Source organism: Mesorhizobium sp. M6A.T.Cr.TU.016.01.1.1 (genome assembly GCF_003952585.1).
GTDB lineage: Bacteria > Pseudomonadota > Alphaproteobacteria > Rhizobiales > Rhizobiaceae > Mesorhizobium > Mesorhizobium mediterraneum.
Window position 1 is genome coordinate 2384268 of the sequence record NZ_CP034452.1, and the last position, 23448, is coordinate 2407715.

At 63.0% G+C, this 23448-nt stretch carries 22 protein-coding genes; 5 read left to right on the plus strand and 17 right to left on the minus strand.

The window, feature by feature from the left end; all coding sequences use genetic code 11:
- Positions 1 to 22 precede the first annotated feature (22 nt).
- The 4 genes from EJ075_RS11335 to EJ075_RS11350 all read right to left on the minus strand — a co-directional run bounded on the left by EJ075_RS11335 (position 23) and on the right by EJ075_RS11350 (position 2898).
- Positions 23 to 343 (minus strand): hypothetical protein, encoded by a 321-nt coding sequence (locus EJ075_RS11335; RefSeq protein ID WP_126104409.1) that lies wholly within the window; start codon positions 341 to 343, stop codon positions 23 to 25.
- A 4-nt stretch (positions 344 to 347) separates the two neighbouring features.
- Entirely contained in the window at positions 348 to 656 is a 309-nt protein-coding gene (locus tag EJ075_RS11340) for a YggT family protein (protein WP_095484982.1), read from the minus strand.
- Between the two features lie 107 nt (positions 657 to 763).
- Complete coding sequence (locus EJ075_RS11345; RefSeq protein WP_126104410.1) at positions 764 to 2629, minus strand: sodium:solute symporter family protein; 1866 nt, start codon at positions 2627 to 2629, stop codon at positions 764 to 766.
- Between the two features lie 14 nt (positions 2630 to 2643).
- Complete coding sequence (locus EJ075_RS11350; protein ID WP_095484984.1) at positions 2644 to 2898, minus strand: DUF4212 domain-containing protein; 255 nt, start codon at positions 2896 to 2898, stop codon at positions 2644 to 2646.
- A 302-nt stretch (positions 2899 to 3200) separates the two neighbouring features.
- On the opposite strand from EJ075_RS11350, the gene EJ075_RS11355 reads away from it, so the two are divergent.
- Complete coding sequence (locus EJ075_RS11355; protein WP_126104411.1) at positions 3201 to 3833, plus strand: hypothetical protein; 633 nt, start codon at positions 3201 to 3203, stop codon at positions 3831 to 3833.
- 62 nt (positions 3834 to 3895) lie between these two features.
- On the opposite strand, the gene EJ075_RS11360 is transcribed toward EJ075_RS11355, so the two are convergent.
- Both EJ075_RS11360 and EJ075_RS11365 read right to left on the minus strand, forming a co-directional pair.
- Positions 3896 to 6025, minus strand: coding sequence for a DUF294 nucleotidyltransferase-like domain-containing protein (locus tag EJ075_RS11360; protein WP_245458139.1), 2130 nt, complete (start codon positions 6023 to 6025; stop codon positions 3896 to 3898).
- A gap of 438 nt (positions 6026 to 6463) precedes the next feature.
- Positions 6464 to 7717, minus strand: coding sequence for an NAD(P)/FAD-dependent oxidoreductase (locus EJ075_RS11365; protein WP_164547081.1), 1254 nt, complete (start codon positions 7715 to 7717; stop codon positions 6464 to 6466).
- A 370-nt stretch (positions 7718 to 8087) separates the two neighbouring features.
- Here EJ075_RS11365 and EJ075_RS11370 point away from each other — a divergent pair, with 370 nt between their 5' ends.
- From EJ075_RS11370 to EJ075_RS11380, 3 genes are all read left to right on the plus strand, one after another.
- Positions 8088 to 8432 (plus strand): hypothetical protein, encoded by a 345-nt coding sequence (locus EJ075_RS11370; protein WP_245458140.1) that lies wholly within the window; start codon positions 8088 to 8090, stop codon positions 8430 to 8432.
- A gap of 207 nt (positions 8433 to 8639) precedes the next feature.
- Positions 8640 to 8795: a hypothetical protein gene (locus EJ075_RS11375; protein ID WP_082982575.1), complete on the plus strand. Its 156-nt coding sequence runs from the start codon at positions 8640 to 8642 to the stop codon at positions 8793 to 8795.
- 137 nt (positions 8796 to 8932) lie between these two features.
- Positions 8933 to 9880: an LLM class flavin-dependent oxidoreductase gene (locus EJ075_RS11380; protein ID WP_126104414.1), complete on the plus strand. Its 948-nt coding sequence runs from the start codon at positions 8933 to 8935 to the stop codon at positions 9878 to 9880.
- Between the two features lie 7 nt (positions 9881 to 9887).
- Here EJ075_RS11380 and EJ075_RS11385 read toward each other — a convergent pair whose 3' ends face one another.
- The 11 genes from EJ075_RS11385 to EJ075_RS11435 form a co-directional block, all read right to left on the minus strand.
- Positions 9888 to 10226: a GYD domain-containing protein gene (locus EJ075_RS11385; RefSeq protein WP_126104415.1), complete on the minus strand. Its 339-nt coding sequence runs from the start codon at positions 10224 to 10226 to the stop codon at positions 9888 to 9890.
- 1 nt (position 10227) lies between these two features.
- Entirely contained in the window at positions 10228 to 10902 is a 675-nt protein-coding gene (locus EJ075_RS11390) for an isochorismatase family cysteine hydrolase (RefSeq protein WP_126104416.1), read from the minus strand.
- 36 nt (positions 10903 to 10938) lie between these two features.
- A complete protein-coding gene (locus EJ075_RS11395) occupies positions 10939 to 12018 on the minus strand; it encodes an ABC transporter ATP-binding protein (RefSeq protein ID WP_095484990.1) in 1080 nt (359 codons plus the stop codon).
- A 15-nt stretch (positions 12019 to 12033) separates the two neighbouring features.
- Positions 12034 to 13041 (minus strand): arginine deiminase family protein, encoded by a 1008-nt coding sequence (locus EJ075_RS11400; protein WP_006327249.1) that lies wholly within the window; start codon positions 13039 to 13041, stop codon positions 12034 to 12036.
- A gap of 42 nt (positions 13042 to 13083) precedes the next feature.
- A complete protein-coding gene (locus EJ075_RS11405) occupies positions 13084 to 13887 on the minus strand; it encodes an ABC transporter permease subunit (protein ID WP_095484992.1) in 804 nt (267 codons plus the stop codon).
- The gene (locus tag EJ075_RS11410; protein ID WP_095484993.1) at positions 13884 to 14726 is read right to left on the minus strand and encodes an ABC transporter permease; all 843 of its coding nucleotides are present in this window, start codon (positions 14724 to 14726) and stop codon (positions 13884 to 13886) included. Before EJ075_RS11410 ends, EJ075_RS11405 begins: the two co-directional genes overlap by 4 nt.
- A gap of 70 nt (positions 14727 to 14796) precedes the next feature.
- The gene (locus EJ075_RS11415) at positions 14797 to 15903 is read right to left on the minus strand and encodes an ABC transporter substrate-binding protein (RefSeq protein ID WP_095484994.1); all 1107 of its coding nucleotides are present in this window, start codon (positions 15901 to 15903) and stop codon (positions 14797 to 14799) included.
- A gap of 96 nt (positions 15904 to 15999) precedes the next feature.
- Positions 16000 to 17079, minus strand: coding sequence for a LacI family DNA-binding transcriptional regulator (locus tag EJ075_RS11420; RefSeq protein WP_126104417.1), 1080 nt, complete (start codon positions 17077 to 17079; stop codon positions 16000 to 16002).
- 286 nt (positions 17080 to 17365) lie between these two features.
- The gene (gene fhuB, locus EJ075_RS11425) at positions 17366 to 19321 is read right to left on the minus strand and encodes a Fe(3+)-hydroxamate ABC transporter permease FhuB (protein WP_164547082.1); all 1956 of its coding nucleotides are present in this window, start codon (positions 19319 to 19321) and stop codon (positions 17366 to 17368) included.
- A gap of 53 nt (positions 19322 to 19374) precedes the next feature.
- On the minus strand, positions 19375 to 20256 hold the full coding sequence (locus EJ075_RS11430) for an ABC transporter substrate-binding protein (RefSeq protein WP_245329836.1): 882 nt from the start codon (positions 20254 to 20256) through the stop codon (positions 19375 to 19377).
- Positions 20257 to 20263: 7 nt separating this feature from the next.
- Complete coding sequence (locus EJ075_RS11435) at positions 20264 to 22423, minus strand: TonB-dependent siderophore receptor (protein ID WP_245458141.1); 2160 nt, start codon at positions 22421 to 22423, stop codon at positions 20264 to 20266.
- Positions 22424 to 22654: 231 nt separating this feature from the next.
- Between EJ075_RS11435 and EJ075_RS11440 the strand changes: the two genes are divergently transcribed.
- Complete coding sequence (locus tag EJ075_RS11440) at positions 22655 to 23446, plus strand: ATP-binding cassette domain-containing protein (protein ID WP_164547083.1); 792 nt, start codon at positions 22655 to 22657, stop codon at positions 23444 to 23446.
- Positions 23447 to 23448: the final 2 nt, after the last annotated feature.

Genomic DNA, 23448 nt, shown 5'->3' on the forward strand with positions numbered 1-23448 from the left:
CGACCCGAGCCGAAGGGAAATCTCAGCCGCCGCTTAGCGCCCGCACCACATTCGGCAGCGCCGGCAGCGTCAACAAAACCGTGCCGGCAAGCCAGATAGACGAAACGACGATGCTTCTGGGCTGCGCCGACCAGCGCTCATAGAGCGCGGCCGGCACGCCGGCGAGCATGATGGTTATCGTCGACAGGATCAGCGCACTTGCCATGTAGACGATCTGACTTAGGGGGGGCGCCCAGGCCGGATACCAAACCGGATAGAACAGGAACACCATCAGCACCCAAGGCGAAAAGATACCGTTGACGATTGCGACCGCCATGACAGGCACAAGAGCGTTTCTGTCCATCGCCTCAACCCCCCTGTGAAGTCATCGGCGCGATGCCGAAATTGATCAGCAAGACGAGATAGCTGATGCGCAAGGCCATAAGCCAGAGCACGCTGAAGACGATCACAACCGGCTGGGTCAGGATCGACGGCGTGACGGTCCGCACGATCCGCAGGAATGGGTCGGTGACGGTCTTGAAGAAGCGCCAGATGTAGTTGTCCCAGCTTTCGGGCACGAAGAGGCCGAGCAGGAGACGCCCCATCAGCGTGTACATCACCGCGGCAAGGATGAAATTCGGTAGGTGGAAATACCAGTAAGACCAGAAATCGTTCATGTGGATTTTCCAAGGAGCGGCGGCGCCGCGTTATGCCAGCGACGCCCCCGAAATGAAAGCGGGGTCCGTCGCCGGACCCCGCCTCGAGCGCCGATCGCTATGCGAGATCAGGCGATCTTTTCTTCCATCATCTGCTTGCCGCGAGGCACACGGATTTCCTCGATGAAATCCTGCATATCCCGGGACGGCGCCTTGGTGAGAAGGCTGACGATGATCATCACGGCGAAGCCCACCGGCAGACCAAAGGCCGCCGACGAAATGTTCTTCACGCCCCACCACAGTTCCATATTGGGCGTCGCCTTGTCGAAGTCGGCGCCGTACTGCGTCATGACGAGATAGAAGATGGTGATGCCGAAGCCAGCGATCATGCCGGCGACAGCGCCAGCCGAATTGGCCCGCTTCCACCAAACGCCGAGCACCAGGGCTGGGAAGAGCCCGCCGGCTGCAAGCGAGAACGCCCACGACACCATCGACAGGATGTCCGACGGCTTGGTCGATGCGACGTAAGCAGCCAGCACCGCGACCATAACCAGCAAGATGCGCGACACGATCAGACGCCGCGACGTCGGCGCGTTCTGGTCGATCATCTTGTAGTAGATGTCGTGGCTGAGCGCGTTGGCGATGGCCAGCAGCAGGCCGTCCGCCGTCGACAGCGCGGCGGCAAGACCACCGGCGGCGACGAGGCCCGAGATGACGTAAGGCATGCCGGCCATTTCCGGCGTGGCCAGCACGATCATGTCGGCGTTGAGGTTGATATCGGCAAACGAAAGTGCCGTCACGCCCTTTTCGGCGCAGGCAGCGACGATCGCCGCGGTGTCTGTCGCCGCTTTGCCGCAAATCTGCACGAGCGTATTGTCGGCAGCGGCCCAGCGCATCATCCATCCGGCTTTCTCCGAGATGTTTTCAGGCGTCAGGCCGGACGCCACCAGGTCGAGCATCGTCCACTTGGCGAACGCCGCATAGGCGGGCGCCGTGAAGTAGAGGATGAAGATGAACAGCAGCGACCAGGCGACCGAAACGCGCGCCTCACGCACCGACGGGGTGGTGAAGTATCGCATCAGGACGTGCGGCAGTGACGCCGTTCCGACCATCAGGCAGAGGATCAGCAGGAAGTAGTTCTTGGCATCATAGCCACCATGCACGAATGGCGTGATGTGGTGCACCGTGATGCCCTGCGCCGTCTCAAGCGCGGTGATGTTCGCCAGCGCCTGGCCCTGCATCAATTGCGGGATCGGCACGCCGGTCTTCACCGTCGACATCCAGATGACAGGGATGAGATAGGCGATGATCAGCACGATGTACTGTGCGACCTGCGTCCAGGTGACGGCGCGCATGCCGCCGAGCATCGAGCAGACCAGAATGCCGGCGAGGCCGACATAGACTGCGACGTTGAAGTCGATTCCCAGGAAGCGGGCCGAGATCAGCCCGGTGCCGAAAATCTGCGCGACCACATAGGTGAACGAGCAGGAGAACAGAACGACCACGCCGATCAGACGGGCAAGATTGCCGCCATAGCGCGCCGACAGGAAGTCGGGAACCGTGTAGGCGCCGAACTTGCGCAGATAGGGTGCAACGAGGATGGCCACGAGCACGTAGCCGCCGGTCCAGCCGAGCACGAAGCCGAGGCCGTCATAGCCGAGCAGGTAGAGCGAACCGGCCATACCGATGAAGGAAGCCGCCGACATCCAATCGGCGCCGGTCGCCATGCCGTTGTAGAGCGCCGGCACGCGCCGCCCGGCGACGTAATATTCGCCAACATGCATGGTGCGGCTCAGGACGCCGATCACCGCGTAGATGACGATGGTAAAGCCCATGAACAGGTAGCCGATTACAACGTTTTCGACACCCAAGGCGCTCAAGATAGCCATCAGGATGATGAAGGCTATGAAGCCGCCGGTGTAGATGCCGTAGATGCGGCCGAGGTTGGAGGTGAAATCGCCTCCGCCTGCCGTAGTCGCTGTCGTGTTAGCCATTGAAGTCCCCCCAATCATTCTTCATTGACATGATGCTCTTCGTCGATCGCGTTCTGGCGCCGTGCGAACCAGAACAGCATGACGACGAAGGCGATGAGCGAGCCCTGAGCGGCCATGTAGAAGCCGAGCGGAAAGCCAAAAATGACGATGGTGTTGAGTTGCTCCACGAACATGTGGATGACGTAACCGAAGAACACCCACAGTCCCAGCATGACGAACATGAGACTCTTGGTCTTGTTCCAATAACTTACGCGGTCTGGCGTCGCCATAGCGTTGAACCTCCCTTGGTTGGCAGCTTGCGAACCGTCTCGAGCGCAAGGCGCCGTTTAAAGCTTGCCTCTTCCGCTAGCACGGAAGTCCTCCGGCATATGTTGCGGCCAGGTATAGAATCAGCCGACCGTAACTTTATAGGAGTAACACTTCTTGCCGCTGCTGTTCATACGACTTTAGAATCGGTGGGAGGACTGGAGAATCGGTGAGAGGAACTTGGTGCGTAAGAGGGCTGGCGGTGCGGCGTCGCGGAGGCTAAACGGTTAGCATCGGTTGGAAACAAAACCGAAGGGAGAGCGCCATGGGCCTGCTGAACGATTTGTTGCCCGAGTTCCTGCGCAAGCCGCAGCCGATCGGCAGCGTCGGCGAACTGGCTGACTTCATGGATTCCCGCGCCGCCTTCCTGGCGCAGAAAAGCATCGTCGAGTTCTGCCGCGTCAGGGCAGGGGTCTACTGGCAGAAGCTGTTCAGCGAGAAGGAGTTCCAGGCGGCGCTCAACCATTCACGCTGGCGCGCCTACCCTGCGTGCTATGCCATCGTGGCGGAAATGGTGGAGGGCGCGCTGCGCGAAACTGCCGGCTTGCGCCAGCGGGGTCTGCCAGCGGCGCTGGAAAAAGTGGCCCTGGCAAGCTTCTCCAAATATGCCGTTCCGGAGGGCTCGCCCGCCACTTTCTGGGAGGACGCCGCCGAGCTCACACGTCAGCGCCTCGCCGCCACGCAGATCGGCCCGCCGCGGCCGGTGCGCGAGATCCCCGAGCCGCTGGCGCGAACGGTTTTCGAGATGGTCCCGATCCACCCCAATCTCCTGACCAACGACTACGATTACATTTTCAACTTCCTGAGAATGAATCTGCTGCGTGCGAATGAGGATTTCCTAGAGCAGGCTGACCGCAGCGCCCTCGTCGACGAACTGCTTGGTGCCGCGCGCATCTGAGCTTTGTTCCTGCCGATATCCAGGGCTTCGCCTTCGGCCTTGCACTGTCCGAGCGTCGCCGGCTATGCGAACATCAGGTCCCGCACCAGGTCGGGTGCCGACTGAAGGCGCTTGATGAGGCTCTTGAGCTCTATTTGCTGCTCGCGCGTCAGGGCATTGACCTCGATGCGGTTGGATACCGGTATACCGGCGTAGATGTCATGCGTCTGCTGAGCGAGCAGCAAGCCGATCAGCATGGCATGACCAGCCAGCATCGCCTTCATGTCGCGCTCGCCGCCAATATCCAGCGCGATTAGTTTCTCGAGCCGGGCACGTGTGCTCCGCTCGCGGATGCCATGGCGAATTGCAAGCGTGCGTGCGGTCGCGACGATCGGAAAAAGCCCATGCTTTTTGATGTTCAGCCGGCCATCTTCAAGCTGAAAGCCGCCAAAAACAGTGAAGGGATTGCCGGTTGTCATCTGCTCGCCGAGAAGCTTTGCGAACACCGGCTCGGCGTGGCCACGCTCATATGCATATTCGATGAACTGTGCGGCCAGCGTCGTGTCGCCGTGAACCGGCCGCAGATCGTAGACGATATCGACGTTGAGCAGGTCCTCCGGCCGTAGGCGGCGAACCCAATCTTCGACGCGCGCTTTCCAGGTGTCGAGACTTCCGCGGAACGCGGCGTTCGCAGCCATTACCCCGCCTTTGCAATACGGTACGCCTGATATGTCGAGCATGTCGGCGAGCTTGGCGCCGAGAATTTTGAACCAGCTGTCTTCGGGCCCATCCGGCTCGCCATCTGCGAAGACGATTGCGTTGTCCTGGTCTGGGGCCATCAGGCTTTCGCCACGGCCACCCGAGCCGAGCACGAGCATGGCATAGGCGCAGGGCGGCGGGCCGTGGCCTTCGATTAGCATCTGTTGTTCGGCAAGCACGGCGGCGCGGCGGGTAAGGGAGCAAAGTTCGTCGCTGATGATTTCCGCCACCACGCGCGGGTCGATCGCCTCGCCGATCAGCGAACGCACCACGCCCGGCAGCATCGACCAGGTGGCCGCCAGCTCGGCGGCGTCCTTGGCATGCTCGATCGTGTCGTCGAGATCGATGGCAGCGGCGGCGCGGAGCCTCAGCAGGTCACGCGACGAAAGCACGCCGACCAGCATGCCGCCGTCATCGCGGACGGCGAGGTGGCGGACTTTCAGCCGATCCATGCGGCCGATCGCCCGATAAGCGAAGGCGGCGGCGCGGATGCTTATCAGCGGTCGCGTTGCGATGCTTGCGACCGGCATGTCAAAGGCGCGCTCGGCGTCGGACGATATGCGGCGCAGCAGGTCACGCTCGGTAACGATGCCATAGTCCTCAATCGGCTGATCCGGCGTTCCTCGGTCGGACACCAGGACCGAGCTGATCTTGCGCTTCACCATGAGGTCGATGACCTGCCTTGTCGGCTTAGTCGACTTCACCACGACCGGGGGGCCGCTCATCAGGCTGCCGACGCGATGGCGATAGGCATAGGGATCAACCGGCTGAAACGCGGGAGCCTGGGGTCGCGACACCGGCTCGGCCCAGCCGGCGCGATGGCCGGCTTCGAGAGCGTCCGAAAGGGCAAGGCAGGCGACCTCTGCCTCTCCGAGTGTTCGGATGTTGCGCTTGCGCAACTCCGGAATCAGCGCGGCAAAGATGTCTCCCGCCGCGATCGCATCGCCCAGAGCCGAATGGCGGCCAACTATCTCCAGGCGAAGCCAGGCGGCGATCGTTTCCAGCGAATGGTCTGCCAGATTGGGATTTGCTATGGTTGCAAGAAGCCGGACGCACAGCGCCCGAGGCTTTTTCCAGGGCAAACGGGCGCGTCGGCATTCGCGCTCCCATACCGCCAGATCGAAGCCGATCGAGTGGCCGACGAGGATACGGTCCCCGACGAACTCCTGGAATTGCGCCCATGCGTCCAGGAAGCTCCCGGCCCCGTCAACATCGGCATCCGTGATGCCGTGGACGAGCGAGACCTCGGACGGGATCGCTTCGCCGGGATCGATGAGGAGATCGAGCTGACGTTCCCGGACGACCTTGCCATGCGCGATGCCGACCGCGCCGATCTGGATCACGCGTGCCTTTGTGGCGTCGGGCCCGGTTGTTTCGGTGTCGACGGCCGCAGCCGCAATCGCTATCAGCGGTGTCGCGCCGGTAGCCGGCTTCAATTTCGTCCCCTTCGGCATAGCCGATAGCATTCCTCTGCCGGATGTCCCGGCTTGCCGAGACAGCGCTCTGTCGATGCCGGAAAGGTCGATCTTGCTTGCCCTGCAGCATAGCCGATCCTGGAGAGAAGCGCGGACCGCGAAAAGACGTTGAACGCCGCGCAAGTGGAGGGCGGCCGCGATGTCGGCTGTAATGCGCCACAAGCGGTCATTTGGGTCCTCGCCTATCTTCGACTAGCTCGGGCCGGAAGTGGGACCGATCGCTTCCAGCGGTAATCATAGCAGACATTCAGTCATGCAGGAGCGAAGTTATTGGCTGATCGTTGGGGGCCTTTGCCTTCGCTCAGTGGGAACGTCGCTAAGGGGCGAGACGTGACCCTGATGGCGGCGCAAGGCGGTGGCTGGCGATCTGCCGGCTTCTGACACTAATCCCGGCCCTGACTGTCAGGAGCTTCTTGACTATGCCAAAGGCGGCCACGAATGCCTTGCGATATGTTCGACAAGGCGAGGTGCTTCCTCGGCGATCGCCAAGATGATGCCTGACTTGCGTGTGGAGGCGAAGTCCAGCCCTGCGAAGTAAAGGCCCGGCAGGGCGGCCACGCCATCCGCGTGAACAGGCTGTCCCGCGCTGTCGAGCGCACCGGGAAGCCTCATCCAACTGAAATCGCCCCTAAAACCCGTGCACCACACCACGCTCGTTACGCCGGAGCGGGAGAGATCGAGCGAACCGATCGTCGGGTTCGGCTGACGCATCGCGACCGTCTCCGCCGGGTCGGGCTCCGCAACGGGTGCATCGATCCCGGCGCGGCTGATATAGTCGTCGACATGGCGTTTGACATTTTCGGAGGCTTCATCCGCAAAGCGGGCATTCGCTTCGAGATCGTCGGCGAACGAGAGGCTGCCGCCATCCTCGATGCCGGTGAGGCGCCCAAGAAGCACGACACCCTGGGCGCTCAGCGCCTGAAGGCTTATCGTATGCATCGACCCGAGCACACCACGCGGCGGGATGCGTCCCGCAAATCGAATGACTTCCTCCCGGCGCACGTCGAGAAACCCGCTTTCGAGCAGCCAGACCATGATGTCGCGACCCCGGTAGCGCCGTGGGAGCCGTCCGACACGACTGGTCGCAAGGAAGACCGTTCGACCCACGTTCGCCAATTCCTCCGCGATCTGAACACCAGATTGGCCGCCTCCGACCACCAGCACCGCTCCATCGGGCAGATCGGCAGCGCTGCGGTAGCCGGAGGCGTCGATCTGGTGGAGAGCTGGCGACAACGCGGTGGCCCAGACCGGGCGCACCGGACAATTCAGGCTGCCGCTTGCAACGATCACATTGCGCGCCCAAAGCGTGCCGTGTGAGGTGGTCAGCCGATAGGCGCCATTTTCGTGTGTGAGTTCGCTTACCGCAGTATCCGGTTCGATCGGCAGCGCGTTGCGCCCGGCGAAATCCTCAAGGAGAGTGACGAACTGATCGCGCGTCAGAGCACCATCCGGATCCGGACCGTCATAGCAATCACCCGGCATGACGGTCTGGACGTTGGGAGTATTCATCCGAAATGAATCCCATCGCTGTGTGCGCCAGGCCTCTCCTATGCGGCCCCGCTCCAATACGCTGTGGCGCAGGCCCTGTCGCGCCAGCCAATAGCTGACACCCAGGCCGGCCCAGCCGGCCCCGATGACGACAGCATCGAGAACATCGCCGCCGTCAGTCATTTGCTGCGGTGATCTCATAATCGCCCCCGGCAATCTCGCCAGCCCCGCGCAGCATTAAGCCCTGTCCATGGCAATGAGTCCAGCACCGCCGATTCCGTCCGACTGGCCGAGCGCATTCCGGTTCGCCAGCGCCGCCGGGCCGCGTCGATGGCCAAATTCGAGGCTGTGGCGCTCGCAAAGTGCGCCGGTCGGTCCAGAGCTGCGCCCGCACGTCATCCGAATCCCGGAGGTTCATCCGTCCAGGCGGCATATTCGCCTTAAAGTGATTTGATACGGTCGAAGCGCTCGCACATTGTCGGCCAGTTTGTTGCCGAGGCAGCCGATGGACGAGATCAGGCGGGTTGCTGTGGGATGCATCGGGCGCGCCGTAATGTTCGGATCGCTTGCCATCGGCTGTGTCATGATCGGCTTCTCCTTCAACCCGGTATCCGCCTTCCGCGCCGGCGCGTTCCTCACGCTGACCATGGTTTTGGCGCTGATGTGGAAAGCCACGACCGCAGGCAGCAAGAATCCCAAGCACACCGAAGTCTGGCTTTATCTCGACGAGAAATCGCGCCCAGCCGATGTCCCGGCGCGACGGGTGTTTGGCACCATCATGAGCGACGTTTACAAACTCTACGCCCGGATCGCGCTCGGCGTTGCGGTCGGCTTCTTCCTGGTGTCGCTCGTGCTGATGCTGTTCGGTCTGGAAGCTTACAGGCCGCCCAGCAAATAGGAGGCCGCTCCGCCCATCCCCGTCCCTCCGCCTGCAGGAGCCCGGGGTTTTTATCACTTGGCCGATCAGGCTCGGAAGCATAGCTCTAAGCAGAAAACAAACCAAATTATCATCAGAATTGAGAAAAATATTCTAAGAATCGCTGGAAAATAGCACTCGACAAAGTCTACTGATTTTATAGATTAACCGCCGAAGACGGAGGTCGATATGTCCTATTTCCAGAACGCCCGGACTGCCCGCAAAGGCCAAAGGCTTGGTTCTGACCAGACTTGGCGGCCGGCCTATGCAGGCGCCTTTGCCTACCTCGTTTTTGCCCTTGCGTTTGTGTTCACCGGAGCGGTTGTTCTGGGCCTTATCCCTTGACCATGAAGTCCCGAGCCGTCGGGTCCTGGATGATCAGGGGGTAGCGACCTGCCGCTTTCAGAATACCGGAGTTGAATGAACCGAATTCAGGTGCGCCTTTGCGCGTCCGTGATCCCAACGTGATGGAGGAGATGGCAATGCCGATCGAGTTCACGCATGTTCCCGGTAAAGCTCACCCCGCCGACTCAACCGTGCCGTTTTTCTACGATTTTGCGGAAACCGCGACAAAGCTGTCGCTGGTCGAGGACATCGGTTTCCAAAAGATCGTCGTCGACGATCCGGCTGGGCTGCTGACCAATATGGATATTGCCGCCCAGGCGCTGAGCCGCACCTCATCGCTGGAGGTCGTTCTCGCACATTGGGCGGGTGTGATCGAGCCGACGGTGGCGGCGCGGCAATTGGCGGCCCTCGACGCAGAAAGTGGCGGTCGGCTGTCGCTCAGGATGCTCAGCGAGCCGCTGAGCGACGACGACGCCGAGGCACGTCCGGTCGGCGATACGGTGGTCTGGCAGCGGATCGACGAATATCTGGTGCTGCTGAAGCGGTTATGGTCGAACGACAGGCCGTTCGATCATGAGGGCGCCTTCTACAGCGTCAGGGCCGGCTATGTGCCGCGCAAGGGACCGCATGGCGCCGACATGACCATCCGCATGGGCGGACAGTCCGGAACGGCGCTCAGGGTCGCCGGGCGGCATGCCGATGTCTTCGAGCTGACGCCAGGTTCGCTCGATGAGATCCGGCAGCTGATGGAGCGGGTGCGCAGTGCCGCCGCCGAACACGGCCGGGCCGGCAAGCTGCGTTTCGCGCTTCCCGTCCGGATCCGTTCGGAGGACAACGCCGCCTGTCAGAAGGCGGTCGAAATTGCCGGGCCTCCGGCGCAGGTCGCGCTGGCGCTGCTTCCTTATGCGGCCTTGGGAATCCAGGAATTCATGATCGTTGGCGTCGACAGGCCGCGCGAAATCGCGACGGCTGGCCGCGAGGTGATCGCGCTGTTGCGCAACTCGCTGGCGCGTCGCGAGGCCGATGCCCCGCAGCCCGAGGCGTTTGCGTCCCGCGTGGTCCGGGAAACACGTGCCGCAGGCTGAACGCTGGCTATTTCAAGACGCGTTCGACAATGTCGCCGAAGGTCGGCGGGTCGAACGCCGGCAGAATGAGAGGCTCGACGAAGCCGTCGCGCCGGGCCGTCAGCACATACTGCATCATGGCCTCGTTATCAGGCATTTCAAAAACCTGAACGAAGTCATAGGCGCCGAGCGTGGCATAGAAGGCGACGGATTTGCCGCCAAGTGCGGCAACCCGCCCCTCGCTGATTTTCCGGCGATTGGGGCTGCCGGCAAGCTCAGCCAGCCCCTTGTCGGTCAACCGCATCAGCGAGACGTAAAGCCGGCCGGTCTTGGCTGCGGCGGGTGTGTCGGCAGTATCTTCGGGCATATCAGTGCGCCTTGCCGGAGAGTAGCGACAGCGCCGCGATAACGGCGCTTGAATCGGTCAGCGCGCCGAAAATCCCATTTTCGACCGTCACCATGTGGAGTGCAGCCTCATGCGCATATCTGTCGCCGCTGGCGCAAGCATCCGTGATCGTCAGGCACTGGAAATTCCGGTCGCAGGCCTCGCGCAAGGTCGTGTGCACGCAGACATCGGTCGTGCATCCTGAAAACAGCAGATGCGTGATGCCCTGCGCGCGCAGCACGTGCTCGAAATCGGTGTAGGTGAAAGCGCCATTGCAGGTCTTGTCGACGATGATGTCCTCAGGCGCGACGTCGATCTCGGGAACGATCTGGAAGCCGGGGCTCGAACGCAGCAGGATGTCGGTACCCTCAAGGCCGGCCCGTTTGCGGCGCCATTTCTCATAAGGCGTCATGTCGGCCATGTCGGCCCGGTAGCCTTGCCTAGTGTGGATGATTTTCAGGCCTGCCGCGCGGGCGGCCGCGATCAGGCGGTTGACCGTCGGCAGGATGGCTCGCAGCGGGCTCGGATCGTATCCCTGCTTGGCGAAATAGCCAGATGTCGACAGGAAATCCTCCTGCATGTCGATGACGACAAGAGCAGTATGTCCAGGCACCAGCCTGCCGTCGTAGGGAAAATCGAAAGGCGTCGCCTTGATCATTTTTCTCTCTTCTCCAGCGAGATATGTTTCGTCGGCTCAAGACCCCCGGGTTTCGTTCGGCAGGACGCCGATAGCGGACGGGTCAATGCGGCAGTCGATGACTTGTCCGGGAACGGCCGCGACGGCTGCTTCCGAGCGCAGCGTCGCAACCATCTGTTCGCCGGTCGCCGTCTTGAGCAGGATGCGTTCCAGCGCGCCGACAAAGGAATTCTCGACGACCGTCGCGCGAAAGCCGATCTCGTCGTCCGTTGCCTGCCCGATGCGGATGTCCTCGGGGCGCACCCAGACAGTGAGTGTGTCGCCGGGGCGCTCACGGCGGCCCTTGACGGGGGCAGAACCGAAGCGCGTGCCGAACGCCTCGACCATCGTCTCGTCATCATCGGCACGATGGCCGGACAGGAAATTGTTCTCGCCGAGAAAACCGGCGACGAAGCGCGTCGACGGTTTTTTGTAGAGGTCGCGGGGCAGCCCGATTTCGACGATGCGGCCATGATTGAACACCGCGATGCGATCGGACATGGCGATCGCCTCCTCCTGATCGTGGGTAACGTAGACGAAGGTCACCCCGGTCTCGCGATGCAGCCGTTTCAGTTCCTTCTGCATGGATTCGCGCAGCATGCGGTCGAGCGCCGAAAGCGGCTCGTCGAGCAAAAGGATGCGCGGCCCGAAGGCCAGGGCGCGGGCGATGGCAACGCGCTGCTGCTGGCCGCCCGACAATTCGCGCGGCTTGCGCTCGGCCAGATTGTCGAGGCCGACCAGCGACAGCATTTCGGCCACCCGCGCGGCGATCTTCGGCTTCTCCCATTTGCGGACGCGGAGGGAGAAGGCGATGTTGTTGGCGACGGAGAGATGCGGGAACAGCGCATAACCCTGGAAGACGAAGCCGAAATTGCGGTCCTCGGGGTCGACATGGGTGATGTCCTTGCCGTCGAGGCGGATCGTCCCCTTGCTCGGCGTGGTGAAGCCGGCCAGCGACATCAGCAAGGTCGTCTTGCCGGACCCCGAGGGCCCGAGCAAGGTGACGAACTCTCCCGCCTCGACCGAGAGGTCGATCCCGGTCAAGGCGGTGACCTTGTCATAAGTCTTTTCGAGATCGTCGATGACCAGCAATGCCATCAGTTCGAGACCATATCAGATCGGGTCCCTGATCAGCGGTGCGGTCGAGCAATGCAGGCCGCCGCCGCCGAGTTCGACCGTCTCGTAATTGCAGGTCAGCACGGTGATCCCGGCCGCGTCGAGCCTGTCGGCCAGGCGCTTCGAGCGGCTGCCATGCATGATCACCCGGCCGGGCGCGACGGCCAGGCAGTTGAGCGACATGGCGCTGTCCTCGGGAGGCAGTTCGATCATCTTGATGCCGCGCTTCTCCAGATATTCAATGAACGGGTAGGGCAGTTCGTTGACATTGACGATCGCCGTCTCGACGTCGACCATAATGAAAGCGCCGTCGATGTGAATACGGTATCCGGGCATCGGCACCTTGATCAGCGTCACGCCGAGGCCGGCGAGGATGCTCTCGACCTGCCGCACGCCTTCCGGGTTGCAGGCGATTGAGACCGTGCAGACGGCGGTCTTGGCATCGATGAAGGCAAAGCCGCCGCCTTCGAAGACGGCCGATCCGTGGATGGTGCCGAGGATCGGGCATCCGGCCTTGGCCAGCGCCCGTGTCACCGGCAGTTCCTCGCCGCGGCGCACCCGCCGCGCCAGGCGGGTGACGATGGCGCCGCCCGGAATGCCGATGACGCTGTCGCGCGTGTAGATCTGCTTCATCGCGCCGGGAGCGGCCTTGTCGACGAGAATGACGTCGACGCCTTCCGAACGCAGCAAACCGGTGAATTCGTCGTGGGCGCGCTGCATGGCGGGCAGGTCGGGCATGGTGCGGCCCATCCAGTACCAGCCTTTTTCCGGATCGCCGAAGCCGCCGACTTCGGGCATCGGCTTGTTCTCGACGACGGAAAGCTCGTCGCCGGGGCGATGCATCAGGACGGCGCGCAGCTTGCCGACATCGTTCGAGCAGCCCCAATGGCGGCCCCATACCGGGATCTGCTCCTCAGCGGTGTCGAAGCCCGGTTCCGGAACGGAGCCGAAGATGCTGAAGAACTTGTTCTCACGGTATTCGTTGTCGCTCATCGCGGTGCTCATGGGTATTCCTTTCCTTTCGATCTGTTTCCGAGGTGTTTGAATTTAGAATTTCCGTTGCCGTTGCCTGCGTTCGATCAGCGCTCGTGCGACCAGCGCCAGCACGGTGACGACGAGCAGGACGGTGGCGATCGCCGCCAGCGCCGGGTCGACGGCATCCTGGATGCTCGTCCAGATGCGGCGCGGCAGCGTGACGACGGCGCGTCCGGTGATGAACAGCGTCACCGTGATCTCGTCCCAGGACGCGACAAAGGCGAGCAGGGCGCCGGCGGCAACGCCGGGAACGATATTCGGCAGGATCACCTTGCCGAACACGGTCATCGGCCTGGCGCCGAGGCTTCTCGCCGCCTGCACCAGCCGCTGGTCGAGGTTGGAGAGCGACGCGCCGATGGCCAGCACGGTCAGCGGCAGGGCCAGCACGACATGCACCAGGACGACGCCGGTGTAGCTGTCGAGCAGCGACAGCCGCGCCCAGAGCTTGACCATGCCGACCGCGTAGATGATCGGCGGCACGATCATCGGCGACAGCAGGAGGATGCGCATCAGGGACGGCCACCAGCCGCCCGCCGCCCAGGCGCCGACGGCGAAGGCGACGCCGAGAGCCGTGGCGATCGCGGCGCAGGCCAGCGCGATGCCGGCGCTGGTCAGCATGCTTGGCAGCCAGCCCTTGCTCCAGTCGGTCAGTGCCGCGAAATGCTCCATCGAAATGCCGTCCTGCGGCAGCGACAGGTAATCGCGGTCGGTGAGCGCGACCGGGATCACCACCAGGATCGGAACGAACAGGAAGCCGAGCAGGCACCAGGCGAGCAGGCGCGGCAGGCCGACTTCTATGATGCGCCGAAGCCTCATTGCTGCGGCCTCGCGACGAAGGCGGCGCGCAGCGCCGGGCTGCGCATGGCAGCGAAGACAATAATGCCGACCACCAGAAGCAGCATCGTCGACAGCGATGTTGCCAGATCCCAGCGCGAGGTGCTCGATATCTGAACCGAGATGTATTCGGCGATCATCAGGGTTTTGCCGGCGCCGAGCAGAGCAGGCGTGACCAGGAAGCCGAGTGAGAAGACGAAGACGAACAGAGTCGCAAGCGCGATGCCGGGCAGGCTGAGCGGCAGCCAGACGCGCCAGAAGATCGTGGCCGGGCGTGCGCCTAGCGAGCGCGCCGCCTGCATGATACGGCGGTCGATGTCCGACAAATTGGCATAGAGCAGCAGGATGGCGAACGGCATCATGTAGTGCACCATGCCGATGGTGACGCCGAAGAGATTATAGACGAGGTCGAGCGGGCTCGAGATGACGCCCATCTCCATCAAAGCGCTGTTGAGAACGCCGCGCCGGCGCAAGATGGTGATCCAGGAAAATGCCCTGACCAGCACCGATATCCAGAACGGCACCAGCACCAGGAACAGCGAGATGCGGCGCCAGCCTGCCGACATATGGATGATGGCGAAGGCGACGACGTAACTCGCCAGCACGGTCAGCACCGTCGTCATCAGAGACACTTTGAGCGTCGTCATGACGACGCGGCCCACGGCTGCGTTGGCGAACAGGCTCTGGTAGTTGGCAAGGCCGAACTTCGGCTCGGTCAGGCTCAATGCCAGAACCTGCAGGATCGGCGCTGCATAGAGGCCGATCGCCACCAGGCTGGCGGGAACGGTCAGCAGCAGAGCTGTTGTCTTGAAATTGCGCATCGGATCAAATTCGCATCGGATGAGGGGCCGCCGCCTTGCCGGCGGCAGCCCTTCCCTGTTGGCTCGTCAATCAGCTCGAGATGAAATCCAGATACTTGTTCTGGAGCTCGGTCTCGTGTTCCGCGTAATAGGCGGGGTTGAGCATGATCTGCGAGGCCGCGTTCTCCTTCGTCGTCGGGTTCACGGCGGCGTCCGCCGGCGTCATCAAGGCCAGGGTCTTGGGATTGGAAGGCCCGTTGCCCATGATCTGCAGCAGCACGAGCTGGCCTGCCGGATCGAGTGTCGAATTGATGAAATCGAACACTTTCTTGCCGGCGGGATTGCCCTTGGGAACCGACCATGCGCTGGCCGAAAGGATGTTCTGTTCCCAGATCCATTTGAACTTGTCGGGCGTCTCCTTGTTGAGCAGGTTGGCGCGGGTGTGCCAGATGTTGCCCATCACGACTTCGCCCTCGCGGAACAATTGCTGTGTCTGCGCGCCGCCTTCCCAGAAGATGATGTCGGCAAGCATCGGCTTCAGCTTCTTGAACGCCCGGTCGACATCGAGCGGATAAAGGTCGGCGGGCGCGACGCCGTCCGCCATGAGGACGAATTCGAGCTGGCCCTGGATCCATTTGCACATGGTGCGTTTGCCGGGGAATTTCGCCGTGTCGAAGAAGTCGGCCCAGCCGGTGGGTGCTGTGCCCTTGGTCGCCTCGGCGTCATAGGCGAGCACGTTCGAATAGACATAGTTCGAGACGCCGAACTCGCCGGCGAAATTCTCGGGCACCTGCGATTTGTCGACGATCGTGTAGTCGATCGGCTCGACCAGATTGCCCTTGCCCAGTGTCAGCGAGTCGATCATGCCGCCGTCGGTGGCGTCCCAGATGACCTTGCCGGACTCGACCATGGCCCTGATTGTTCCGACCGCTGGCCCGGCCCCGTCGATCACCACTTTCATGCCGCTCTTCTTGGTGAAGGGGTCGCCATAGGCCTTGGCGAAGGCGTCCGCCGCGGCACCGCCCCAGTTGCAGACGACGATTTCGGAGGCGTCGGCCTGGGCAACACCCGGCTTGAAGGCGGCCGCAAGTCCGAGGCCGCCGAGGGCAAAGAGGAAAGATCGGCGATCGATCTCACCGCGGTTGAATTTTTCCAGCGCGATCTGCGCCGCGTCTTGTGCGAAATGCGAGATTGTCATTTTTCATTCTCCCATTGTTGATGGTGACTGCATGTCTTCGCGGATTTAATCCGTCTCTGTTGTCTTTCTTGGCCATGATCTTTTCGGGATCATGGCCTAGATTCCCACTCTTGCCGGCGGTCGATTTTCCGCTGAGGCGTTTCCTGCCAGTCTCCAATGCGCCTTGCGCGGCGCGGCCACGGAGTGGCGCACGACAAGCTTCACCGCGACCGGCGCCACGTCCGGAATCTCGGCGCCGTTGATGTGGTCGATCAGCAGGCCAACCGCCCGGCGCCCGAATTCCTCGGCGGATTGGTGGATGGCCGTCAGCGGCGGATCGAGAAGATCGACATTGCGGATGTCGTCGAACCCGACCAGCGACAGCTCGGCCGGCACGGTGATGCCGAGCTTGCGGCAGCCTTGCAAAATCCCCAGCGCCAGCATGTCGGCGGAGGCGAAGATGGCGGTCGGCGGATTGTCGAGTGCGGCGAACTGCAGTATGGCACGCAGGCCTGACTGTTCGTCGTAGTCGCCGAAGAAGACGTGATCGGGATTCACCCTCAGGCCGCTATTCTTGAGACTGTCCTTGAAGGCGCCGAACCGTTCCCTGCTGCTGAGCAGCGCCGGCGGGCCGCCGACGAAGGCGATCGTCTCGTGCCCATGCGCCAGAAGATGATCGGTGGCAAGCTGGGCGCCGAGACGGTTATCGGCAAACAGTCGCGGCGCCATGGCGCCCGGAACATCCTCGTCGACCAGGACGACGTTGCTGCAGGCATTGATCTTCTCGACGAGCGCGCCATCGTCCGGATGGTTGGTCATCAGCAGGATGCCGTCCACCTGTGCGTCGTCGATGCGCGACAGGAAGGCCAGTTCCTTGGCGGCGATGTTGCGGCTGTTGAACATCACCAGGCTATAGCCGAGACGGCTCGCTTCCTCTTCCGCCGAACTCGCGATGGCGGCGAAAAATGGGTAGGAGATGTCGGAAACGATCAGGCCGATGGTTTCGCTGCGGCCTTTGCTGAGGCGTCGCGCGATGGCGTTGGGGCGATACTCCAGCTTCGCCACGGCGGCTCTGATGCGCTCGCTGGTTTCCGCGGGCAGCTTGATACGGCCGTTCAGGTGACGTGACACGGTGGTGACCGAGACGCCGGCCGCGTGCGCCACATTCCTGATCGTCGATGCAGCGGGCTTTTTCATCGGAGGCTCGGCCACATTCCTTCAACAGTGCAAACGTCTGCGGCCCTCATATCGACTTCTCCCAACAGCCGAGAGTTCAGCATAGGCAACAGGGTTTGTAAACCGCTTTACTAAACCGGTTTCGTGAATTTGCGATCTGTCTTCGGAAACATAGGGTGGTGCCGCCACTAAAATTCGCGGCAGGGCGTGGTCGTGTGCTGATCCCTAACGGAGCCGGCTAACAGTGGGATCTTCCGACGCTATCTGGCCGCCAGCCGGTAGCGCTTGACGGTGCGAAGGCCAGCGCTCATTGCCGGCCTTTCCACATCAGCACCATGAAATAAGGCCCTCCGACCAGGGCAGCCAGCAGGCCCGCCGGAATCTGCCATGGGAAAATGAGCGTCCGGCCGGCCCAGTCGGCCAAAACAAGGATCATCCCGCCAACGATCGCGGATGCGAAAAGCGGCGGCAAGGCGCGTTGGAAGCCGAGCATGCGGGCCAGGTGCGGCGCCATCAATCCGACGAAGCTCAGCGGTCCGATGACAAGCGTGGCTACTGTCGTCGGCACCGCAATAAGCACCAGGAGGATGACCCGAACGCGAAAGAGGCTAAGCCCGAGCCCGCGCGAGGCGGCTTCTCCAAGCGGCAGGATTTCCAGCCAGCGGATTGTGAGGGGCACGACGGCCAGCAGAGCAATTGCCGTCACAGCTGCGATTGTGGCATCGGCGGCGGTGGCCCGGTAGGTGGAGCCGGATAGCCAGCCGATGAGCGTATCGAGCCGAGGATCGCCGCTGGCGAGCAGCACCGCCGAGAATGCCGATGCCATCGTCGCCACGGCGACACCGGAAAGCAGCAGCCGATCATTCGCGATGGGTTGCCGGCGGCCGGTCTGCGAAATCATCGCCAGGCTGGCCAGAGCCCCGACGAGACCGGCCGCGATCATTGCCGGGCGGCTGACATCAGAAGTCGCGACGAAGAGCAGCAGGATGCCTAGCGAGGCGCCGCCGGAAACACCCAGCACCTCGGGCGCCGCCATCGGATTGCCGGTCATCCTCTGCATCAGCGTGCCGGCCACGCCCAGCATCATGCCAGCGGAAACTGCGACGGCGATGCGAGGCGCCCTGAGCGGCAGGAGGTCGGCAAGTTCGGCGGCCGAGGCCACGGGCCAGCCGGCCGCGCCTCGCCCGACAACAAGCGCGGCGCAGAGAAGAAGCGCCATCGCGAGGAGGCCGGCCAGCAGATAGACCCACCCGCTTCGCCTGCGCACGGAAGACAGCATGGCGCCGTCCCGATCCGGGCTGGTGCGCAATTTCGGCAGGAGAAGAAACAGCAGCGGCGCACCGAGGAAAGCAGTCGCCACGCCTGCCGGGATTTCGGAGGTGAACGGCACGACCTGCACCAGCCGGTCGGTCAGCCACAACAGCGCGGCGCCCGCTAGGGGCGCCCAGATCATGCGCTGGCGCAAGGTCCGTGCGCCGGCGAGCCTGACCAGCGCCGGCGCCGCAAGCGCCACGAAGCTGATGACGCCGACGGCTGCGACCACCATGCTGCTCAGCGCGACGGCGACAGTCATCCCGGCCAGCCGTGTCACCACGGGTTTCGTGCCGAGGCTTTCCGCACCCTCGTCGCTCAGGTCCAGAAGCCGTAGCGGCCGGAGCAGAACGAAGGCAGCAATGCCGGCCACCGCGAGCCATGGCGCGAAGCCGAGCACCACGGCGTCGCCGTTCTGGATCAGCGAACCGCTCTGCCAGATGAAAAGCTCCTCGGAATATTCGCGATTGGCTGCCATCAGCAGAGCGCTCGCCGAACTGCATGTCAGGCTGACCACCAGGCCGGAAATGATGATCGCGACCGGCGAGAAACTCCGGCCCTGAGCCAGCGCCAAAACCGCCAGCGTCGACAGGGCGCCGCCGGCGAGCGCCACCCATTCGCGACCTTGCTCCAGCATCCACGGCGCGTAGAGCGTGGCGATCGTCAGGGCGACGGTCGCGCCTGCATTGGTGCCGATGGTCGTCGGCTCGGCGAGCGGATTGCGCAGCACCTGCTGGAGCAGCGTGCCGGTCAGGCCGAGCGCCGCGCCGGCCAGCAGGCTGATCGCCAGACGCGGCAGAAAGGCATGGCGGTAAAGCAGCTGCCGCGGATCGGCAAAGTCCGTCGCCCCGAGCGACTGCCACCACATGTCGGCGGGCAACAGGCGCAAAAGCCCGGCTGCGGTGAGATATGCCGCGAGCACCGCCGGCACGCCGACGAGGGCGACGAGCATCCAGCCGCCTGCCACGAAACGAGCACGAGGGCCGGCCGTGGACTGCATGACGGTCATGCCCGGACCAGCAAATTTGCAAAACGGGCAGCGGCGGCAAGTCCGCCAAACGGCCATACCGGCGGGATTGTCCTTACGTTGCCGGCTTTGACGCAGGGAAGATTCGCCCAGAGGCTGCTTTGGTCGATCCTGATCTTCACATGCGGCGGGATCGGATCGAGGGAAATCACGCGAGCCTCGCCGATCGCAACCAGCTCTTCGATGCCCAGCATGGAAAACCCCCAACCATCGGTCGGCGCCGTCCAGGCATTGGTGAGGCTCAGCCTGTCGAGCACGTCCTGGAACAGACCGCCCTTGCCGTAAACACGGACGTGGCGGTCGTCGAACATGCTGACCACAGCGAGCGGCTGCTTTGCCCGTCCTGCCAATTGTGCCCTGATCTGGGCGATTGCCGCCGCCGTCTCCTGGATAAGCCGCTGCGCCTCAGCCTCGCGGCCGAGCTGCGAGCCAAGCTTCAGCGTTTCAATTTCGGCCTGGCGATAAGGCGCTTCGGCACCGTCGTAGAAGGGCACGGTGTGCACTGGCGCGATCCGCTTGAACGGAGCTTCGTCGAGCCCGAAGCCATAGGCGCCGGTGATCAGGTCGGGCTTGAGTTCCAGGAGCAGCTCGAGATTGGGCTCGCCGCGCGAGCCGAGATCGATGCAGCCGGCGGGAAGAGCCGGACCCACGACCCAGTCGCGGTAACCCTTGACGTCGGCGACCGCGACTGGCCCGATGCCGAGCGAGATGACCATCTCGGCCGAGGTCCATTCGAGGCAGGCGATCCGCGGCGGCGGTGCCGCACGCGCCAGATCGCCGCGCAGACCGAGGCTCGTCGCGGCCAGGCCGGCAAGGCATCGGCGCCGCGTCAGGGGTGCCAATTGGGTCCGGGCCTGCACGCGAGGGTCACCATGTGTACTTCACCGAGCCCTTGATCCGGCGCCCCTCGCCATAAAAGCAGCCGAAGCTTTCTGCGAAGCAGGAGGCGACATAGCGCTTGTCGAACAGATTGCTGACATTGAGGTTCAGCTCGGCGCTCTGCCATTTGTAGTGGAGCGCGGCATCGACGAGCGTGACGGCCGGCACCTTGAACGTATTGGCGTCGTCGCCGTAGGTCGAGCCGACATAGCGGATGCCGGCGCCGAGCCCGAGGCCCTCCAGCCTGCCGCTGCCGACAGTGTAGTTCGCCCACAGCGAGGCCGCGTGTGTCGGCACGCCGAAAGGCGTGTTGCCCTGGTTGCTCGTTCCATCCCCGTTGATGCTGGTCGGACTGGTGATCTCGGTGTCGAGATAGGTGTAGGCCGCCCTGAGGTCGAAGCCGGAATCAAGGCTCGCAACGCCTTCCAGCTCGATGCCGCGCGAGCGGATCTCGCCGGTCTGGAAGATGTCGTCGGGTCGGCCAACGCCGTCATAGCGCACGACATTCTGCCGGGTCAGGTCGAAGGCCGAAACGGTGACGAAGGAGTTCCAGCCGACCGGCTGATATTTCAGGCCGATTTCGTACTGCTTGCCGGTTTCGGGGACGAGGGGATTGCCGTTGCTGTCGGGGCCGGACACCGGCTGGAACGATTCGGAATAGCTGACATAAGGGGCAAGGCCGTTGTCGGCGAGATAAAGCAGGCCGGCGCGGCTGGTGAAGGCGTTGTCCTTCTGGCGGGGATCGAAAGCGCCGGCCAGATTGTCGTAGACTTTCGAGTCCGCCCAGTCCTGGCGTCCGCCGAGCGTCAGCCGCCAGTTGCCCAGCTTGATCTGGTCCTGCGCATAGAGGCCGACCTGCGATTGAGTCGTGTCGGTGTCTGTATAGGGCGTCATTTCGCCGACCGGGTAGCCATAGACCGGGTCGAAAATATTGAAATCGTCGCCGATCATATCGTTGCTGGAGGCATCGTCGCGATAGGTGTAGCGCTTGTAGTCGAGGCCAATGAGCAGCGTGTGGGCGAGCGGCCCGGTATCGAAATCGGCTTGCGCTTGGTTGTCGATGGTCACGCCGCTGAGCCTGGTGCCGCCGGCATCGGCATAGCGGGAATAGTCGCCCTCATCATTCAGAAGCCCGCCTCCGAAGACGCCTTCCTCATAGTGCTTCAGATAAACATAGCGGGCATGCTGGCGAACCTGCCATGTCTCGTTGAAGCGGTGATCGAACTCGTAACCGATCGACGCCTGGTCATTGTTGTAGGTGTCGAAGTCCGGTTCGCCGACGAACATGCTGTTCGGCAGATATTTCCCGTCCTTACCCGGCCTGATCGTGCCGTATGCCGGTAGGTACTGCATCGCCCAGCCGGAGCGATCGCGCTGATAATTAGCGAGTATCGTCAGGCTGGTATCGGCATCCGGCTGCCAGGTCAGCGCCGGGGCGATGAAGATGCGGTCGTCCTTGACGAAATCTGTCTGGGTGTCGCCCATATGGGCGGCGCCGGTGAGGCGGAACAGCAGCGACTTGTCGGCGTTGACTGCGCCGCTGAAATCGAACTTTCCTTCATAGCGGTTGAAGCTCCCGGCGCCGAACTCGACCTCGCGGAGGTTCTCCTCGGTCGGGCGTTTGCTGACGTAATTGATGATGCCGCCAGGACTTGCCTGGCCGTAAAGAACCGACGCCGGCCCGCGCAGGATTTCGTAGCGTTCGGCGCCGTAGGAATCGAGCGCGGTGAACAGCGTGAAATTGCTTTCTTTGAGCTGCAGCCCGTCCTTGTAGAAGACGCCGCTGGAGTTCGAAATGCCGCGCATCTGCAAGCCGTGGCCACGATTGTCGGTGCCGTAGAGATTGCCGCTGGCGCCTGGAGTATAACGCAGCGCGCTGTTCAGGCTGTCCACCGCCTGCGCTTCCATCTGGTCTCTGGTGACGACCGATATCGACTGCGGCGTCTCGATCAGCGGGGTGTCGGTCTTGGTGGCGGTGGAGCCCTGGGTGGCGACATAGCCGTCGACCGTTCCAAAGGCGCTTTCGACGCGTTCCTGGACATTGATCGGGTCGAGAGTGGTGGTCGCCTCCTGCGCGACGGCATGGCCGCCGCCAAGCAGCACAGGCAGCGACATCGCCGCGATCAGCAGGTTTCGGCGCGCAGGCATTTCATACCGGATTCTTCCGCGACCAGAACCACTCACCATCTCGGCCAGCCCTACTTTTTCGAATTTCGACGCAGATCCGGCGCGTCACGACATTTTGTTGACTCAAAAAGTCATCTTCATTGTTGACTAGTAAAGTCATGTTTCATAGTCAACCGGGCATCGGCGCCGAAAACCGGATTGCCGAAACCGATTTCGGAAATGCGCGCGCGAAGCCGAAGAGAGGCCAACACCGTGGCTGGAACACATGCCCAGACTGCCTTCCATGTCGATGCGGTGCGCTTTGCTGTCGGCGAGCGGACGCTGCTCGGTCCTGTCACACTCGAGCTGCAACGCTCGCGCGTCTATGGGCTGATCGGGCACAACGGCTCGGGCAAGTCGACGCTGATCAAGCTCTTGGCGCGCCAGCAGCCGGCAAGCTCGGGCGGCATCACCTTCGCGCAGCGGCCGCTGGTGCAGTGGGGCGCGCGCGAGCTCGCCCGCGCGCTCGCCTATCTGCCGCAGACGACGCCGGCGGCGACCGGTCTCACCGTGCGCGAATTGGCGACGCTCGGGCGCTATCCCTGGCATGGCGCGCTCGGCCGCTTCGGGCATGAGGACAGGCGCCATGTCGACGAGGCGCTTGTCCTGACCGACATGGCTGACTTCACCGACCGGCTGGTGGACGAATTGTCCGGCGGCGAGCGCCAGCGCGCATGGCTGGCCATGCTGGTGGCGCAAAATGCCGGCGTCATGCTGCTCGACGAGCCGATCTCGGCGCTCGACATCGCCCATCAGGTCGAGGTGCTGGGGCTGGTCAGGGCTCTTAGCCGCAAACGCGATCTGTGCGTCGTCGTGGTGCTGCACGATCCCAATATGGCGGCGCGCTACTGCGACGAACTGATCGCGCTGAAGGATGGCAGGCTGCTGACGCGCGGCACGCCGGACCAGATCATGCAGGGCGACGTGCTCAAAGGAATTTTCGGTGTCGAAATGGGTGTGTTCGCGCACCCCGTCACCGGCCAGCCCATCGGCTATGTGCAATGAGG